Source organism: Streptomyces sp. TRM70350 (assembly GCF_019219825.1).
Taxonomy (GTDB): domain Bacteria; phylum Actinomycetota; class Actinomycetes; order Streptomycetales; family Streptomycetaceae; genus Streptomyces.
Genome location: NZ_JAHUXH010000003.1, coordinates 319,077 through 335,688, shown reverse-complemented (window position 1 = coordinate 335,688; position 16,612 = coordinate 319,077). Strand labels below are relative to the sequence as shown.

Annotated in this window: 15 protein-coding genes; all 15 read right to left on the bottom strand. The window is 71.0% G+C overall.

Annotated features, from left to right (window positions below; all coding sequences use genetic code 11):
- Nucleotides 1-333: 333 nt before the first annotated feature.
- Complete coding sequence (locus KWI83_RS07575; RefSeq protein ID WP_218513500.1) at nt 334-1,194, bottom strand: Pro-rich N-terminal domain-containing protein; 861 nt, start codon at nt 1,192-1,194, stop codon at nt 334-336.
- A gap of 185 nt (nt 1,195-1,379) precedes the next feature.
- On the bottom strand, nt 1,380-2,471 hold the full coding sequence (gene aroB, locus KWI83_RS07570) for a 3-dehydroquinate synthase (RefSeq protein WP_218513499.1): 1,092 nt from the start codon (nt 2,469-2,471) through the stop codon (nt 1,380-1,382).
- Nucleotides 2,468-2,983: a shikimate kinase gene (locus KWI83_RS07565; RefSeq protein WP_218513498.1), complete on the bottom strand. Its 516-nt coding sequence runs from the start codon at nt 2,981-2,983 to the stop codon at nt 2,468-2,470. Before KWI83_RS07565 ends, aroB begins: the two co-directional genes overlap by 4 nt.
- A complete protein-coding gene (gene aroC / locus KWI83_RS07560) occupies nt 2,980-4,164 on the bottom strand; it encodes a chorismate synthase (protein WP_218513497.1) in 1,185 nt (394 codons plus the stop codon). Before aroC ends, KWI83_RS07565 begins: the two co-directional genes overlap by 4 nt.
- Nucleotides 4,165-4,521: 357 nt before the next feature.
- Nucleotides 4,522-5,361 carry a shikimate dehydrogenase gene (locus tag KWI83_RS07555; RefSeq protein ID WP_218513496.1) on the bottom strand — a complete coding sequence of 280 codons (840 nt, stop codon included), beginning with the start codon at nt 5,359-5,361 and terminating at the stop codon, nt 4,522-4,524.
- On the bottom strand, nt 5,342-7,024 hold the full coding sequence (mltG, locus tag KWI83_RS07550; RefSeq protein ID WP_218513495.1) for an endolytic transglycosylase MltG: 1,683 nt from the start codon (nt 7,022-7,024) through the stop codon (nt 5,342-5,344). Before mltG ends, KWI83_RS07555 begins: the two co-directional genes overlap by 20 nt.
- Nucleotides 7,025-7,145: 121 nt before the next feature.
- Entirely contained in the window at nt 7,146-7,610 is a 465-nt protein-coding gene (gene ruvX, locus KWI83_RS07545) for a Holliday junction resolvase RuvX (RefSeq protein ID WP_218513494.1), read from the bottom strand.
- Nucleotides 7,610-10,282, bottom strand: a complete 2,673-nt coding sequence (alaS, locus tag KWI83_RS07540; protein WP_218513493.1) for an alanine--tRNA ligase — start codon at nt 10,280-10,282, stop codon at nt 7,610-7,612. Before alaS ends, ruvX begins: the two co-directional genes overlap by 1 nt.
- Nucleotides 10,282-10,632 (bottom strand): hypothetical protein, encoded by a 351-nt coding sequence (locus tag KWI83_RS07535; RefSeq protein WP_218513492.1) that lies wholly within the window; start codon nt 10,630-10,632, stop codon nt 10,282-10,284. Before KWI83_RS07535 ends, alaS begins: the two co-directional genes overlap by 1 nt.
- A gap of 8 nt (nt 10,633-10,640) precedes the next feature.
- The gene (locus tag KWI83_RS07530) at nt 10,641-11,075 is read right to left on the bottom strand and encodes a DUF948 domain-containing protein (protein ID WP_218513491.1); all 435 of its coding nucleotides are present in this window, start codon (nt 11,073-11,075) and stop codon (nt 10,641-10,643) included.
- A gap of 272 nt (nt 11,076-11,347) precedes the next feature.
- Nucleotides 11,348-11,962 carry a 30S ribosomal protein S4 gene (gene rpsD, locus KWI83_RS07525; RefSeq protein ID WP_218513490.1) on the bottom strand — a complete coding sequence of 205 codons (615 nt, stop codon included), beginning with the start codon at nt 11,960-11,962 and terminating at the stop codon, nt 11,348-11,350.
- Between the two features lie 345 nt (nt 11,963-12,307).
- Nucleotides 12,308-13,663, bottom strand: coding sequence for a replication-associated recombination protein A (locus tag KWI83_RS07520; RefSeq protein WP_218513489.1), 1,356 nt, complete (start codon nt 13,661-13,663; stop codon nt 12,308-12,310).
- A 47-nt stretch (nt 13,664-13,710) separates the two neighbouring features.
- Nucleotides 13,711-14,367, bottom strand: coding sequence for a vitamin K epoxide reductase family protein (locus KWI83_RS07515; protein WP_218513488.1), 657 nt, complete (start codon nt 14,365-14,367; stop codon nt 13,711-13,713).
- Between the two features lie 173 nt (nt 14,368-14,540).
- The gene (hisS, locus tag KWI83_RS07510) at nt 14,541-15,803 is read right to left on the bottom strand and encodes a histidine--tRNA ligase (protein ID WP_218513487.1); all 1,263 of its coding nucleotides are present in this window, start codon (nt 15,801-15,803) and stop codon (nt 14,541-14,543) included.
- 11 nt (nt 15,804-15,814) lie between these two features.
- Complete coding sequence (locus KWI83_RS07505; protein ID WP_218513486.1) at nt 15,815-16,534, bottom strand: MBL fold metallo-hydrolase; 720 nt, start codon at nt 16,532-16,534, stop codon at nt 15,815-15,817.
- Between the last annotated feature and the right edge of the window lie 78 nt (nt 16,535-16,612).

Here is a 16,612-nt window from a genome sequence, read left to right as displayed (position 1 = left end):
CGCGCGGGCCTCCGGCGGTCGAGCCGTGCGCCTGCCGTTGCGCGGTGGGGCGGGGTCGTACGGGGAGCCCGCCGCGGGTCGTGCCCCTCTGGCTGTTGCCACAAGTGGACGTGCGTTGGGACCAGCTGAGCGGCGGGCTGCGCCGCACCCCCAGGCCCGCTCCTGTGCGTGGGCGGCTGCGGGTGCGTTGTGGCGTAGCGGCTCAGCGGGGCGGCCCCGGTACCGTCAGCGCGCGGCACGACCGGCCCGTCCGCCCAGCCGCGGGCAGCCGTGCCACTGGTCGGCACGGCGCGGGCCGTCGCAGCGGGCCCCGTCAGCTGCAGTGCCCGGCGTCTACCACTTCGGTGGGCTTGCTATCGAGCGGGCCAGGACCTCGTCGAGGACGCGTGCCGTGCCGGGGACGTCGAGTTGGGAGTTGTCGATGATGGGGAGACCCGAGCCGTACCAGCCGGCCATGCGGCCGTGGATGCGGGCCACCTCCTCGTCGGTGAGGCGGCGGTTGCCCGTGCGTTCGGCGTTGCGTTCCAGGACGATGTCGAGGCCGGGGAGGAGGACGACGGGCAGCAGGCCCGGGCCCACGTGGCGTTTCCAGCCGCCCAGGCCCACGACGGGGCGGTCGGGGAAGACCGCGTCGTCGAGGATGCACGAGATGCCGTTGGCCAGGAAGTTGCGCGCGGCGAAGCCGCAGGTGCGGCGGGCCAGGCGGTACTGGGCCTCGGAGTTGTCGTTCCAGCCCGACTGCGGGTCGGCGAACCCCGAGCGGACCCATTCGCGTACGTCGTCGAGGCTGATGTGGGCCGTGGGCACCCTGCGGTGGTCCGCCCAGTACTTCGCCACGCTGGTCTTGCCCGCGCCCGCCGGGCCGATGAGCAGCACCGCGAGGGTGGTGGTCGCCGGGTCGGGGGCGGTGGTGGTGGCGGGTGCGGGAGGCATCGTCACCGGGCCGCCGGGAGGCAGTTGCACGTGCCCTGTCGTGTCCGGGGGCGGCGGGGGTGCCATCGGGGGGTGCTGCGGGGCTCCGGTGAAGCCGGGGGGTGGTGGGGGCACGGGGGCGGAGCCCTGCGGCACGGGCGGGGGTCCCTGGTGGTGGTGGGGACCGGGACCCGGGTGGTGTGCGGCCGGCGACCAACCGGCGGCCGGTCCGTGCCCCGGCTGGTGGGGCGGCGGCAGCGGAGACCCCACTGCGTGCTGCATCCGGTGCCACTCCGTCTCGTACAGGCAACTGGCGCTGGCGGCGGGGGCGAACCCCACGCGCTACCGAACGGTACCGTCCCCCGCCGCTGTTTGGTGAACGGCGGGGGACGGCCCGAAGTGCCCGCGCGGCAAGGAGAATCGGGCGGAAGGGGCCCCCGCGGGACGTACCGGGCCCCGGCCCGGACCTACTGCCCTACCTCGCCGTACGCCGCCAGCAGCATCGCCGGGTCCGGTCCCTCCAGCACCGTCGGCTTGGCCAGGCCGTCCAGGACGATGAAGCGCAGCATGTCGCCGCGGGACTTCTTGTCGACCTTCATCGTCTGCAGCAGCTTGGGCCACTGGTCGTAGCGGTAGTGCAGCGGCAGCCCGACCGCTTCCAGGATCGTGCGGTGCCGGTCGGCCGTGGCGTCGTCCAAGCGGCCCGCCAGGCGGCCGAGTTCGGCGGCGAAGTGCATGCCGACGGCGACCGCGGCCCCGTGCCGCCACTTGTAGCGCTCGTTCTTCTCGATGGCGTGGCCGAGGGTGTGGCCGTAGTTGAGGATCTCCCGCAGGCCCGACTCCTTCAGGTCGGAGGAGACCACCTCGGCCTTGACGCGGATGGAGCGCTCGATGAGTTCGGCCGTGTGCGGGCCCGCCGGGGTGCGCGCGGCCTGCGGGTCGGACTCGATGAGCTCCAGGATCGTCGGGTCGGCGATGAAGCCGGCCTTGATGACCTCGGCCAGTCCGGAGACGTAGTCGTTCACCGGGAGGGAGTCCAGCGCCGCGAGGTCGCACAGGACGCCCGCGGGCGGGTGGAAGGCGCCCACCAGGTTCTTGCCCTCGGCCGTGTTGATGCCGGTCTTGCCGCCGACGGCCGCGTCGACCATGGCCAGCACGGTGGTGGGGATCGCGATCCAGCGCACCCCGCGCAGCCAGGTCGCGGCCACGAAGCCCGCGAGGTCGGTGGTCGCGCCGCCGCCGACGCCGACCACGACGTCGGTGCGGGTGAAGCCGGACTGCCCCAGGGCCTTCCAGCAGTACGCGGCGACCTCGGCCGTCTTGGCCTCCTCGGCGTTGGGCACCTGGATGGCGACCGCCTCGTAGCCCTGCTCGGCCAGGTCGGCGCGGAGTGCCTCGCCGGTCTCGGCGAGTGCCTCGGGGTGGATGACGGCGACCCGCTTGGCCTTGTCGCCCACCAGACCGCCGAGTTCGCCGAGCAGTTGACGGCCGACCAGGACCTCGTACGGCTCACTGCCCGCGGTGCCGCCGACCTGGATCCGCGTCACTGACTCGCTCATGCTTCCTTCAACTCCAGGGCGTTCAGCACCTCTTGGGTGACCTCTTCGGGCGTACGGTCGTCGGTGGCCACGACCGAGCGTGCCACCTCCTCGTACAGATGCCGTCGGGCCTCCATCAGCTCCCGCCACTGCTTGCGCGGGTTGATGGCCAGCAGCGGCCGGGCGGTGTTCAGCCCGGTGCGCCGGGCCGCCTCGTCGACGTCCATGGACAGGTACACGACGTGGTGCCCGGCGAGCAGCTCACGGGTTCCGGCGTCGAGGATCGCGCCGCCGCCCAGCGCCAGCACCCCGGTGTGCTCGGCCAGCGCCGTGTGCACCGCCTGCTTCTCCAGCGCGCGGAAGGCGGGCTCGCCGTCCTCGACGAAGATGTCGGCGATGGTGCGGCCCTGCTCGGCCACGATGTCCTCGTCGGTGTCCCGGAAGCCGACGCCGAGCCGCTCGGCGAGCAACTGGCCGACGGTGGACTTGCCGACCCCCATCGGGCCGACCAGCACGACCAGGGGCCCGCTCATCGGATCGCCAGGTTGTCGAGGTAGGACCGCACGTTGCGGGCGGTCTCGGTCACGCTGTCGCCGCCGAACTTCTCCGCGACCGCGTCCGCGAGGACCAGCGCGACCATCGCCTCGGCGACGATGCCGGCCGCCGGGACCGCGCACACATCCGAGCGCTGGTGGTGGGCCGGGGTCGCCTCGCCGGTGACCACGTCGACCGTCTTCAGGGCGCGCGGCACGGTCGCGATCGGCTTCATCGCGGCCCGCACCCGCAGCAGCTCACCGGTGGTCAGCCCGCCCTCGGTGCCGCCGGAGCGGCCGGTGGCGCGCCGGATGCCCTCGTCCGTGCTGACGATCTCGTCGTGGGCCTTCGAGCCCGGCACCCGGGCCAGCTCGAAGCCGTCGCCGACCTCCACGCCCTTGATCGCCTGGATGCCCATCAGGGCGGCCGCCAGCCGGGCGTCCAGCCGACGGTCCCAGTGCACGTGCGAGCCGAGCCCGACCGGCACGCCGTACGCGAGCACCTCGACGACACCGCCGAGCGTGTCGCCGTCCTTGTGGGCCTGGTCGATCTCCGCGACCATCGCCTTCGACGCGTCGGCGTCCAGGCAGCGCACGGGGTCGGCGTCGAGCTTCTCGACGTCGGCCGGGGTCGGGTAGAGGCCGTACGGGGCCTTCGCCGCCGCGAGCTCCACGACATGGCTGACGATCTCGATGCCGGCGGTCTCCTTCAGGTACGACCGCGCCACCGCGCCCAGTGCCACCCGGGCCGCGGTCTCCCGCGCCGACGCCCGCTCCAGCACCGGGCGGGCCTCGTCGAAGCCGTACTTCTGCATCCCCGCGAGGTCGGCGTGACCAGGGCGCGGGCGGGTCAGCGGCGCGTTGCGGGCCAGTTCGGCCAGCTCGGCCGGGTCCACGGGGTCGGCCGCCATGACCTTCTCCCACTTCGGCCACTCCGTGTTGCCGACCATGATCGCGACCGGCGAACCGAGGGTCAGCCCGTGCCGGACGCCACCGAGGAAGGTGACCTCGTCCTGCTCGAACTTCATGCGCGCACCGCGTCCATAGCCGAGCCGCCGCCTCGCCAGGTGGTCCGCCACCATCTGCGTGGTGATCGGCACGCCGGCGGGGAGGCCCTCCAGCGTCGCGACGAGTGCGGGACCGTGGGACTCCCCCGCGGTCAGCCAGCGCAACCTGCTCAACGGTGCTCCTCTGTGCTCGCGCCCGGTACTGACCTGCGTACGCGTCTGCTCGCGTATCGCGGTGGCGCGACCGGGGTGCGCGGCCCTGGCCCGCCATGTTCGATCCTCCCATGTCGCGGCCCCGGGCCAGGCCGCCGGTCCAGCAGGCGGACGCGAATATGTCAGGAAAAGGCCGTAGGCACGTCGGCGGACCGGGAACTCCGCCCTGGGCCCTGTCGTCGAACTCCCGCCTGCACGGCGACGCCTGGCACGCACGCTCGCCGCGTTGCCGAACCGCCCACGTGCACGCTCGAACGGGCTTCGCCCGGCTCACGCGGGGCCGCCAGCCGCGTCCCCAACCTCAACACGGCAATACACCTAGCGACCGGAGAGAGCGTGCTCGCCGGCTTTGCGCATCGCGTCCAGCGGCGCGGGCGCCCGGCCCGTCATCTGCTCCACCTGGAGCACCGCCTGGTGCACCAGCAGGTCGAGCCCGCTGACGACGGCCCCGCCGTACGCCGACCAGCGCGCCGCCAGCATGGTCGGCCACGGGTCGTACAGCACGTCGAACAGCGTCGCGGGCCGCTCCGGCACGGCGGAGGCGAGCGCGTCGGTCGTACCGGCCGGGGTGGTGGCGACGACCAGCGGGCGGCGCAGGGCCTCGGCCGCGTCCGCCCAGTCGGCGATCCGTACCTCGACCTGAAGCCGCTCGCCCCACTGACGCATCTCGGCGGCCCGGGCCGCGCTGCGGACGTACACCACGATCTCGCCGGTGCAGATCCGGGCCAGCGCGGCGAGCGCCGAGGACGCGGTGGCGCCGGCGCCGAGGATCGCGGCCGAGTCGGCCTGCTCGATGCCGTGCTCGCGCAGGGCCGCGACCATGCCCGGGATGTCGGTGTTGTCGCCGACGCGCCGGCCGTCGTCGGTGCAGACCACCGTGTTGACCGCCTCCACCGAGGCGGCGGTGTCGCTGATCTCGTCCAGCAGCGGGATCACGGCCCGCTTCAGCGGCATGGTCAGCGACAGCCCGGCCCACTCGGGGCCGAGCTGCGCGAAGAAGCCCGGCAGCCCCTCCTCGTCGACCTCGAAGCGGTCGTACCGCCAGCCCGTCAGCCCCAGCTCCCGGTACGCCGCCCGGTGCAGCACCGGGGACAGCGAGTGGGCGATGGGCGAACCGAGCACGGCGGCCCGGCGGGCGTCAGTTGCCCGTGCTCTCATTGAACTTGTCCTTGAGCTCCAGGAATTCGTCGTGCGTGCGAGCGAACTCGGTCCTGTTGCGGCCGTCGGTCGCCACGAAGTACAGCCAGCCCTCGTCGGTCGGGTTCAGCGCCGCCTTCAGCGCCTCCGCACCCGGGTTGCCGATCGGTCCGGGCGGCAGCCCCTTCTGGGTGTACGTGTTGTACGGGTCCTGGTTGCTGTTGATCTCGTCTTCACTGATGTGGATGTTGCTCTCGCCCTTCAGGTAGTTGAAGGTCGAGTCGAACTGGAGCAGCTGGTAGGTCTCCGTGTTGTCGGGCGAGAGGCGGTTGTAGATCACCTCGGCCATCTTGCGGAAGTCGTCCTCCGTCTTGCCCTCGGCCTGGACGAGGCTGGCGACCGTGATGACCTGCAGCGGGTTCTTCAGGTTCAGGGCCTTGGCCTTGGCGTCGAGGTCGTACTGGCCGTACTGCCTGTTGGCCTGCGCGACCATTTCCCTGAGGACCGCCTCGGGCTTCATGCCCTTGGCCGCGGGATAGGTGCCCGGGAAGAGGAATCCTTCCAGCGGGTCCTTGATGTCGCCGTTGTTGTTCGCCCAACTGGGCAGACCGAGGCTCTTGTACTGCTTCTCGGCGACGTCCCTGGTGGTGCCTGACTCCAGGCCGAGCTTCTCGTCGATCTTGTTGTAGACGGCCACGTTGCGCTGGCCCGGGGTCACCATGACGTTGTTCTGGCTCTTCGGGTCGAGCATCATCTCGATGGCGCTCTCGGCGGACATCTGCTTGTTCAGCAGATAGGCACCGGCCTGGATCGTGTCCCCGTCGGGGTTCTGCGACTGCGCGGCCACGAACGCGTCGACGCTCTTGACGACACCGGCCGCCTTCAACCGACGGCCGATCTCGGCTCCGCTCGCGCCCTTGGGGACCTCGACGGTCACCTGCTCGCTCGTGCCGTCGCCCGCGTAGTCCGGGGCCGCGCCGAAACGATCCTGGTAGAACTGGTAGCCGAAGTAGGTCACACCGGCCAGGCCGCCGCCGAAGACCAGGGCCACCACGAGGCAGGCGCATCCGTTGCGGCTCTTCTTGCCCTTGCCGCCGCGGCCCCGCCGCTCGCCGCGTCCGCGCCGGTCGCCCGGCTCGTCGTCGTCATCGCCCTCGCCCTCGCCCTCGCCCGAGAAGAAGGCGTGCTCGCCCTGGTCGGGGCCGGGATCCCAGTCGGTCCTGGGCTCGGGCTCGGCGCGCCGACGGCTGGGCGGCTCGGGCGGCGGATAGGCGTCGGGCGTGCCGTAGAGGTCGGGCTGTTCCCCGCCGAAGGCAGCCGTCTGCTCCGGGTACGGGTCCGTCGGGTCGCCGCTGTACGGCAGGTGCGGCTGGATGCCGGTGGCCCAGGTGCCGCTGTCGTACTGCTGCTGGGTGTCGTACGACTGCTGCGCCTGACCGGCGTACTGCTGCTGGTCGTACTGCTGCTGGTACTGCTGCTGCGCCTGACCGTATCCGGGCTGCTCGCCGGTGCCCCAGTCGCCGTACTGCGGCTGCTGCGGCTGCTCTGGATAGTGCTGCGGCTGGCCGCCGTAGGGGGACTGCGGGCCCGTCGGGGCCTGCTGTCCTCCCCATCCGCCGTCCCCGTACAACGGGTCCTCCGGATGCCACGGTTCGGAGCCTTGGCCCCGGCCATACTCAGTCATCGATCCCCTAGAGCCGCGAGGCGGCGGTCGCGTGGCCTCCGGCTCGGCTCCCGTCCCGCCTCTTGCTGTGCGGCGGCTGTTCGAACGCCGCCGCATCGCGCGGAACGTTACCGTATCGCGATCAGATGACCACTTCGACGCCCTCGCCGGGTGCTTTACCTGACACCCGTTCGGATTCCAGTGCCTGCTGCAGGATGATCACAGCGGCGGCCTGATCGATGACCGAGCGGCCCTTCCTGGTTTTCATCCCGGAGGCGCGAAGGCTCTGTCCGGCGGACACCGTCGTCATCCGCTCGTCCACGAGCCGGACCGGGACCGGGGCGATGCCCTTGGCCAGCTCCTGGGCGAAGCCGCGGACCTTGACCGCGGCCGGGCCCTCGCCCCCCTTGAGGGAGCGAGGGAGACCGACGACGACCTCGATCGGCTCGTACTCCTCGACGAGTTGCCGCAGACGACGGTGAGCTGCGGGAATGTCCCGCCCGGGGACCGTCTCGACGGGCGTGGCGAGGATCCCGTCGGGGTCGCACGAGGCGACCCCGATGCGGGCGTCCCCGACGTCGATCGCCAGTCGACGGCCGCGCCGCATCACTTGGCCGTTTCCGCCACGAGCCGCTCGACGGCGTCGACGGCCTCGCCGATGGCGGCCGGGTTCTGGCCCCCGCCCTGGGCGACGTCCGGCTTGCCGCCACCGCCGCCGCCGAGCGTCTTGGCGGCCGTGCGGACGAGATCACCGGCCTTCAGGCCGCGCTCGCGGGCGGCCTCGTTGGTGGCGATGACCGTCAGCGGCTTGCCGCCCACCGTGGTGAACAGCGCCACCACGGCGGCCCGGCCGCCCTGGATACGGCCACGCACGTCGAGCACCAGCTTGCGCAGGTCGTCGGCGGTGGTGCCGTCCGGGACCTGGCCGGTGACGAGCGCCACACCGCGTACGTCCTTGGCGGACTCGGCGAGGCCGGCGGCGGCCTGGAGCACCTTCTCGGCGCGGAACTTCTCGATCTCCTTCTCGGCGTCCTTCAGCTTGCCGAGCATGGCGGAGACCTTCTCCGGCAGCTCCTCCGGGCGGCCCTTGAGCAGCTCGGTGAGCTGGTTGACGACCGTGTGCTCGCGGGCGAGGAAGTTGTAGGCGTCCACGCCGACCAGGGCCTCGATGCGGCGGACACCCGAGCCGATGGACGACTCGCCGAGCAGCTTCACCAGGCCCAGCTGGGCGGTGTTGTGCACGTGCGTGCCGCCGCACAGCTCCTTGGAGAAGTCGCCGATGGTCACCACCCGCACCCGCTCGCCGTACTTCTCGCCGAACTCGGCGATGGCGCCCTGCTTCCTGGCCTCGTCGATGCCCATGACCTCGGCGTGCACGTCCAGGTCGCGGGCGAGCACCTCGTTGATCTTCTGCTCGACGTCGGTCATCACGGCCGTCGGGACGGCGGACGGGGAGCCGAAGTCGAAGCGGAAGCGACCGGGCTGGTTCTCGGAACCGGCCTGGGCGGCCGTCGGACCGAGGGCGTCGCGCAGGGCCTGGTGGGTGAGGTGGGTGGCCGAGTGGGCGCGGGCGATGGCCGTGCGGCGGCGGGCGTCGATCGAGGCGTGGGCCTTGGCGCCCACGGTGACCTCGCCGACCTGGACGACACCCTTGTGGACGTACACGCCCGGCACCGGCTTCTGGCAGTCGCGCACCTCGATCACGGCACCGGAGTCGACCTTGATCCGGCCGGTGTCGCCGATCTGGCCGCCGCCCTCGGCGTAGAAGGGGGTGCGGTCGAGGACGATCTCGACCTCGTCGCCCTCGGTGGCGGCCGGGGAGGAGACGCCGTCGACGAGGATGCCGACGATCGTCGACTCGCCCTCGGTGTCGGTGTAGCCGATGAACTCGGTCTCGCCGGCGGAGTCGGCGATCTCGCGGTAGGCGCCCATGTCGGCGTGGCCGGTCTTCTTGGCCTGGGCGTCGGCCTTGGCGCGCTCCCGCTGCTCCTTCATCAGGCGGCGGAAGCCGTCCTCGTCCACGGACAGGCCCTGCTCGGCGGCCATCTCCAGGGTGAGGTCAATCGGGAAGCCCCAGGTGTCGTGGAGCAGGAAGGCCTTGTCGCCCGGCAGGACGGTGGAACCGGCGGCCTTGGTGTCGGCCACGGCCGTGTCGAGGATGTTGGTGCCGGCCTTGAGCGTCTTGAGGAAGGCGTTCTCCTCGGCGAGGGCGACCTTCTCGATGCGCTCGCGGTCGGTGATGAGCTCGGGGTACTGCTGGCCCATCATGCCGATGACGACGTCGATGAGGTCCTTGACGACCGGGCCGGTGGCGCCGAGGAGGCGCATGTTGCGGATGGCGCGGCGCATGATGCGGCGCAGCACGTAGCCGCGGCCCTCGTTGCCGGGGGTGACGCCGTCGCCGATGAGCATGGTGGCGGTGCGCATGTGGTCGGTGACCACGCGCAGGGAGACGTCCGAGTCGTGGGCGTCGCCGTAGGCCACGCCGGTCAGCTCGGTGGCCTTGTTGATGACGGCCATGGAGGTGTCGATCTCGTACATGTTCTGCACGCCCTGCAGAATCATGGCGAGCCGCTCCAGGCCGAGGCCCGTGTCGATGTTCTTGCTCGGCAGGTCGCCGAGGATCTCGAAGTTGTCCTTGCCGGTGCCCTCGCCGCGCTCGTACTGCATGAAGACGAGGTTCCAGATCTCCACGTACCGCTCGTCGTTGACGGCGGGGCCGCCCTCGACGCCGAACTCGGGGCCGCGGTCGTAGTTGATCTCGGAGCAGGGGCCGCACGGGCCGGGGACGCCCATGGACCAGAAGTTGTCCTTCATGCCCAGGCGCTGGATGCGCTCCATGGGCACACCGACGACCTCGTGCCAGATGCGCTCGGCCTCGTCGTCGTCCTTGTAGACGGTGATCCACAGGCGCTCGGGGTCGAGGCCGTAACCGCCCTTGTCCTGGGGCGTGGTGAGCAGCTCCCAGGCGAGCTTGATGGCGCCTTCCTTGAAGTAGTCGCCGAAGGAGAAGTTGCCGCACATCTGGAAGAACGTGCCGTGCCGGGTGGTCTTGCCGACCTCCTCGATGTCCGGCGTGCGCACGCACTTCTGCACGCTGGTGGCGCGCGGGAAGGGCGGCTTGACCTCGCCCAGGAAGTAGGGCTTGAAGGGCACCATGCCGGCCGGGACGAGGAGCAGAGTCGGGTCGTCCGCGATGAGCGACGCCGAAGGGACGACGGTGTGCCCGCGCTCCTCGAAGAAGCTCAGCCAGCGACGGCGGATCTCAGCCGACTCCATCAGTGGTCCTCATTCCGGTTGTACGAGTACGTCGTGTTGTCGATGACGTACGTCTTCGGCTTGTTGCGGTTCTCGATCGCGGGGTAGCGCCGCGTGGGAGGCAGTTCCGGGTCCGCGTGCAGGCCCAGCGCGTCCTGGAGTTCGGCCTCCCGCTGGGCCATGTTGGCGCGGACGTCGAGGGCGAAGCCCACCGCCCGGTCCTTGAGCCGGTGGCCCGCCTCGATCGCCTTGTTCGCGGCCGTGGCGGCGAGGCTCTCGGGGGTCAGCTGCTTCAGCTTGCGGTTGACCTTGGTGGTGGCCCACACCCCGGCGGCGACGCCTGTGGTGAACCAGAACGTACGGCGGAACATCGCTGGTCTCAGTCCTTCTTCCGCTTGACCCGCCGCGCGCCCGGGACGGTCCGGCCCACGATCACGGTACGCCTCGACGACTTCGCGGGCACGTCCTCCCCGCGGCCGCCGAGCGCGCGGCGCACTCCGTATCCGAAGGCGGCGACCTTGACCAGCGGGCCGCCGAAGGTGGAGGCGACGGTGGTGGACAGCGCGGACGCGTTCGACGTGACCTCCTGGACGTCCGAGGCGATGGCGTCGACCCGGTCGATCTGGGTCTGCGCGGAGCGCACCGCCGCGGAGGCGTCCGCCAGCAGCGGGACGGCCTGGTCGGTCACGTCCGCCACCAGCTTGGTGGTCGCCCTGAGCGTCTGGGCCAGCCTCGCCAGGGCCACGGCGAGGAAGGAGACCAGGATCGCCCAGAAGACGGCCACCAGGATCCCGGCCACCTCTCCACCGGACACTGCGCACCCGCTCCCTAAACATGCCTGAACATCGAAAAAGTCGTGCACCGAGCCTATCGCGCCGGGACTTGCGCTCCGTACCGGATTACGGCGCGGTCGGGGCGGAGTTGCGGGCAGCGAGTGTACGCAGTGAACACGGCCAGGTACGTTCCGTGCGCCGCGCCGCAGGGGGTGGTGTGCGGGACGCGGCGCACATGCGGAAGCCCGCCGCCTCGCCCGCCCGGAAGGGCGGGGAGACGACGGGCCGATGCGCTGGTGGTGCTACGTCCGGGTCAGCGGGCGTAGTACTCGACGACGAGCTGCTCGTCGCAGATCACCGGGATCTCCTTGCGGTTCGGCTCGCGGTCCAGGCGGAATGCCAGGGCCTTGAGGTTCACCTGGAGGTAGCGCGGGGTCTCACCGTCGGGGGCGAAGCCACCCTCGCGGGCGACCTGGAACAGCGTCTTGTCACGGCTGCGCTCGCGCACCATCACGACGTCGTCCGGGCGGACGCGGAAGGACGGCTTGTCGACCTTCTGGCCGTTGACCTCGATGTGACCGTGGACGACCATCTGGCGGGCCTGGTAGATCGTGCGGGCGATGCCCGAACGCAGGACCAGAGCGTCGAGACGCTTCTCAAGCTCGATGATCAGGGCCTCACCGGTCTTGCCCTGCACCTTGGAGGCACGCTCGTAGGCGCGGACGAGCTGGCGCTCGGACACGTCGTACTGCGCGCGCAGACGCTGCTTCTCCAGCAGACGGACCTTGTAGTCCGAGTTCTGCTTGCGGCCGCGGCCGTGCTCACCGGGCGGGTACGGACGGGCCTCGAAGTACTTGACGGCCTTGGGGGTCAGCGCGATGCCGAGGGCACGCGACTTCTTGACCTTGGGGCGGGACTGGTTCGCCATGGAACCGAACACCTCGTGTTTCTGTGCGAATACGGCTTCACCAGGGTTAGGGGAGGTCGCATCCGCAGCCGGGGAAACCCTGCGGGTCCGATGACGGACCTGCCGGGCAGCCGCTCCCCTGGTCTGGGCACATACGTGCAGCACGCGAGTGGCCCACCGACCGCTCCCGGGGCTTCCGGGGTGGTGGTGGGCTGCCCGCGACACCGTTCGCCGGTGCGCGACGCTCCTGGAGATCCCTGCCCGGGGGCCGGGTTCTCCGGCTGGATGTCCCGCTCTGGTGGTGCCGGCTCCTCTTTCGAGGCATCCGGACACGGGACGCAGCGCTTCGAGCCAGTCTACAGGTGTTCAGGACCGCCTACGACCGAGGTGTTTCCTGGTCCACTCGACGGCGTCCGCGTACCGCGCCTCCGCGCCGTGCCGGGTCGGGGCGTAGTACTCCCGGTCCTTGAGGGCGTCCGGCGCGTACTGCTGCTCGGCGATGCCCTCGGGCAGGTCGTGCGGGTAGACGTACCCCTGCCCGTGGCCGAGCTTGCCCGCGCCCTTGTAGTGGGAGTCGCGCAGATGCGCGGGCACCGGCCCCGCCAGCCCCTTGCGTACGTCGTCCAGGGCCGCGCCGATCGCGGTCGTCGCGGCGTTGGACTTGGGCGCCAGGGCGAGGGCGATCGTGGCGTGGCTGAGGGTGAGGGCGGCCTCGGGGAAGCCGATCATGGCGACGGCCTGGGCGGCCGCCACGGCTGTCGGCAGGGCGGTGGGGTCGGCGAGGCCGATGTCCTCGCTGGCGGAGATCATCAGGCGGCGGGCGATGAAGCGGGGGTCCTCGCCAGCCTCGATCATCCGGGCCAGATAGTGCAGGGCGGCGTCGACGTCGGAGCCGCGGATCGACTTGATCAGGGCGCTGGCCACGTCGTAGTGCTGGTCGCCGTCGCGGTCGTACTTCACGGCGGCGCGGTCGACGGTCTCCTCCAGGGTCTGGAGCCCGATCTCGGTCTCGCCCTTGTCGAGCGCGGCACCGGCGGCCGCCTCCAGGGCGGTCAGGGCGCGGCGGGCGTCGCCGCCGGCGATCCGCAGCAGGTGGGCCTCGGTGTCCTCGGGGAGGGTGACGGCGCTGCCCAGGCCGCGCTCGTCGGTGAGGGCGCGCTGGAGCAGGCCGCGTACGTCGTCGTCGGTGAGGGGTTCGAGGGTCAGCAGCAGGGAGCGGGACAGCAGGGGGGAGATCACCGAGAAGTACGGGTTCTCGGTCGTCGCCGCGATCAGCGTCACCCAGCGGTTCTCGACGGCGGGCAGGAGGGAGTCCTGCTGGGCCTTGCTGAAGCGGTGGATCTCGTCGAGGAAGAGGACGGTCTCCTTGCCGAAGCCGCCGGTGGCGCGGCGGGCGCCGTCGATGACCGCGCGGACCTCCTTGACACCGGCGGTGATCGCGGACAGCTCCACGAACCGCTTGTTGGTCGCCTTGGAGACGACGTACGCGAGGGTCGTCTTGCCGGTGCCGGGCGGGCCCCACAGGATCACCGAGGACGGGCCCGCCGGTCCCCCGGCGCCCTCGCCGACCAGTCGGCGCAGGGGTGAGCCGGGCTTGAGCAGGTGCTGCTGGCCCACGACCTCGTCGAGGGTGCGTGGGCGCATCCGCACCGCCAGGGGACTCGCGGTCGGGTCCTTCTCCTGGCGTTCTTCTGCGGCGGCGGTGAACAGGTCGGGCTCCACGCAGAAAACCCTAAATCACGGCACTGACAATGCCGCCGGGCGTGGGCTCAGGCCCAGAGCTGGCTGCCCCAGCGGGTCAGGATCAGCATGACGATGATGCCGACGTGCGTGACCGGCAGCACCCAGGTGAACTCGGCGAAGAACCGCTTCAGGCCGTCCGGCGCGGGCAGGAGGCCGTTGCGGATGTTGAACGAGGTCACGTACCAGAACATGACGATCGTGGCGACCCAGGCCAGCGAGCACCACAGGCACAGCGCGTTGATCCGGTACAGCGACTGGAACATCAGCCAGGTGCAGAAGACGACGCCGAAGAGGGTGCCGGCGTTGAAGGTGAGCCAGTACCAGCGCGGGAAGCGGGCCCGGCCGAGCAGGCTCATGCCGACACAGATCACGATGCCGTAGGTGACCAGGCCGAGCATCGGGTTGGGGAATCCGAAGACGGAGGCCTGGGGGCTCTCCATGACGCTGCCGCAGGAGACGATCGGGTTGAGGCTGCAGCTCGGTGTGAACGTCTCGCCCCGGGCCTTGGCTTCGAGGATCTTGAACTTGTCGAGCGTGATGACCCACGCGGCGAGCAGTCCTGCCGCGCCCGTGATCACCAACAGCAGGGCGAGGGCCCGGCTGCCGCCGACCGTGCTCGGCTCGGCGGCCGCGCTCCGCGGCTCGGGCTCCGTGGAGACGTCGTTGACTGTCGTCTTGCTCATCACGCCGATTCCGTCACTTGAGGGGAGGCCTACTTCCGGCAGGCGACATTGTGCCGCACGCGCCCGTAAGTCCACCGTTGCACACAAGGACGCGTATGGCCCGCCGATCGGTTCCGGACATGTGTGAGGGCGCCAGGTGCCCCGCAGGACCTCCGGCGCCCTCATGGACGTGATCAGCCCAGCCGGGCTTCCAGTTCGGCGACGATCTCGTTGACGCCGACGGCCGTCTGCTCGCCGGACTCCATGTCCTTGAGCTGGACCACGCCCTCGGCGAGATCGCGTTCGCCGGCCACGATCGTGTAGCGGGCTCCGCTGCGGTTGGCGTTCTTCATGGCGCCCTTGAGGCCCTTGGCGCCGTAGGAGAAGTCGGCGGCGACGCCGACCTTGCGCAGCTCGGTGACCTTGGCGAACAGCACCCGGCGGGCCTCCTCGCCGAGCGGCACCGCGAACACGCTGGTGGCGGCGGGGAGTTCCAGGTCGACGCCCTCCGCCTCCAGGGCGAGCACCGTGCGGTCGACGCCGAGGGCCCAGCCGACGGACGGCAGCGCGGGGCCGCCGATCATCTCCGACAGGCCGTCGTAGCGGCCGCCGCCGCCCACCGCGGACTGCGAGCCGAGACCGTCGTGGACGAACTCGAAGGTGGTCCGCGTGTAGTAGTCCAGGCCGCGCACCAGCTTCGGGTCGTTCTCGAAGGCGACGCCCGCCTCCGTGATCAGCTCGCGGACCTCCTCGTGGTACGCCTTGCAGGCGTCGCAGAGGTAGTCGCGGAGCAGTGGGGCGCCCGTCAGCTGCTTCTGGACCGACTCGCGCTTGTCGTCGAGGACGCGCAGCGGGTTGATCTCCGCCCGGCGCAGGGTGTCCTCGTCGAGGTCCAGGCCCCTCAGGAAGTCCTGGAGGGCGGCCCGGTAGACGGGACGGCACTCCTTGTCGCCCAGGCTGTTGAGCAGGATCCGGAAGTTGCTCAGGCCCAGCGAGCGGTACGCCTGGTCGGCCAGGATGATCAACTCGGCGTCGAGGGCGGGGTCCTCCGCGCCGATGGCCTCGGCGCCGACCTGGGAGAAGTGGCGGTAACGGCCCTTCTGGGGGCGCTCGTAGCGGTAGTACGAGCCCGAGTACCAGAGCTTGACCGGCAGGTTGCCCGCCTTGTGCAGGTTGGCCTCCAGCGCGGCGCGCAGCACGGACGCCGTGCCCTCGGGGCGCAGGGCGAGCTTGTCGCCGCCCTTGGTCTCGAAGGCGTACATCTCCTTGGTGACGATGTCGGTGGACTCGCCGACGCCACGCGCGAACAGTTCGACGTTCTCGAAGCCGGGCGTCTCGATGTAGCCGTAGCCGGAGTTGCGCAGCGGGGCCGCGATCGCCTCACGGACGGCCAGGTACTTGGCGCTGTCCGGTGGGATCAGGTCGTACGTGCCCTTGGGGGCCTTGAAGGTGCTCACGGAAGTTCTCGTCACATTCCTCGTCGGGGAGCGTCGGCGTGCGCGCTGTGATCTCGGCGGCCTGCGGCCACTTGCCGCAGATACGGGTTGGTGGCGCGCTCCTGGCCGATGGTGGTCTGGGGGCCGTGGCCGGACAGCACCACGGTCGAGTCGTCGAGCGGCAGGCACACGCGGGCCAGCGAGTCGAGCATCTCGGCCATGTCACCGCCGGGCAGGTCGGTGCGTCCGATGGAGCCGGCGAAGAGCAGATCGCCCGAGAAGAACACGGACGGGATGTCCGCGGTCTCGGGCATCCGGAAGGTCACCGACCCCTTGGTATGGCCGGGCGCGTGCGCGACGGAGAACTCCAGACCGGCCAGCTCCAGCCTGGCGCCGTCGGACAGTTCCTTGACGTCGTCCGGCTCCCCCACGGTGAGCTCGCCCAGGAGCGGCATCCCGATGGACCGGCCGAGGGCCTTCGCGGGGTCGCTCAGCATGTACCGGTCCTCGGGGTGGATCCAGGCCGGTACGTCGTGCGCTCCGCAGACCGGGACGACCGAGGCCACGTGGTCGATGTGGCCGTGGGTGAGGACGACGGCGACGGGCTTGAGCCGATGCTTCTTCAGCGCTTCCTCGACTCCTGGGGCCGCCTGGTGGCCCGGGTCGATGATCACGCACTCCTCACCGGCGGCGGGGGCGACGAGATAACAGTTCGTCCCCCAGGCCCCGGCGGGGAACCCGGCAATGAGCACGATCGTCCTTCGTTTGTGTCGATACGGGCGGCCTCGGCGACGGCTGCGCCTGACGTCAAGAGCCTACCGGCGCTGCCG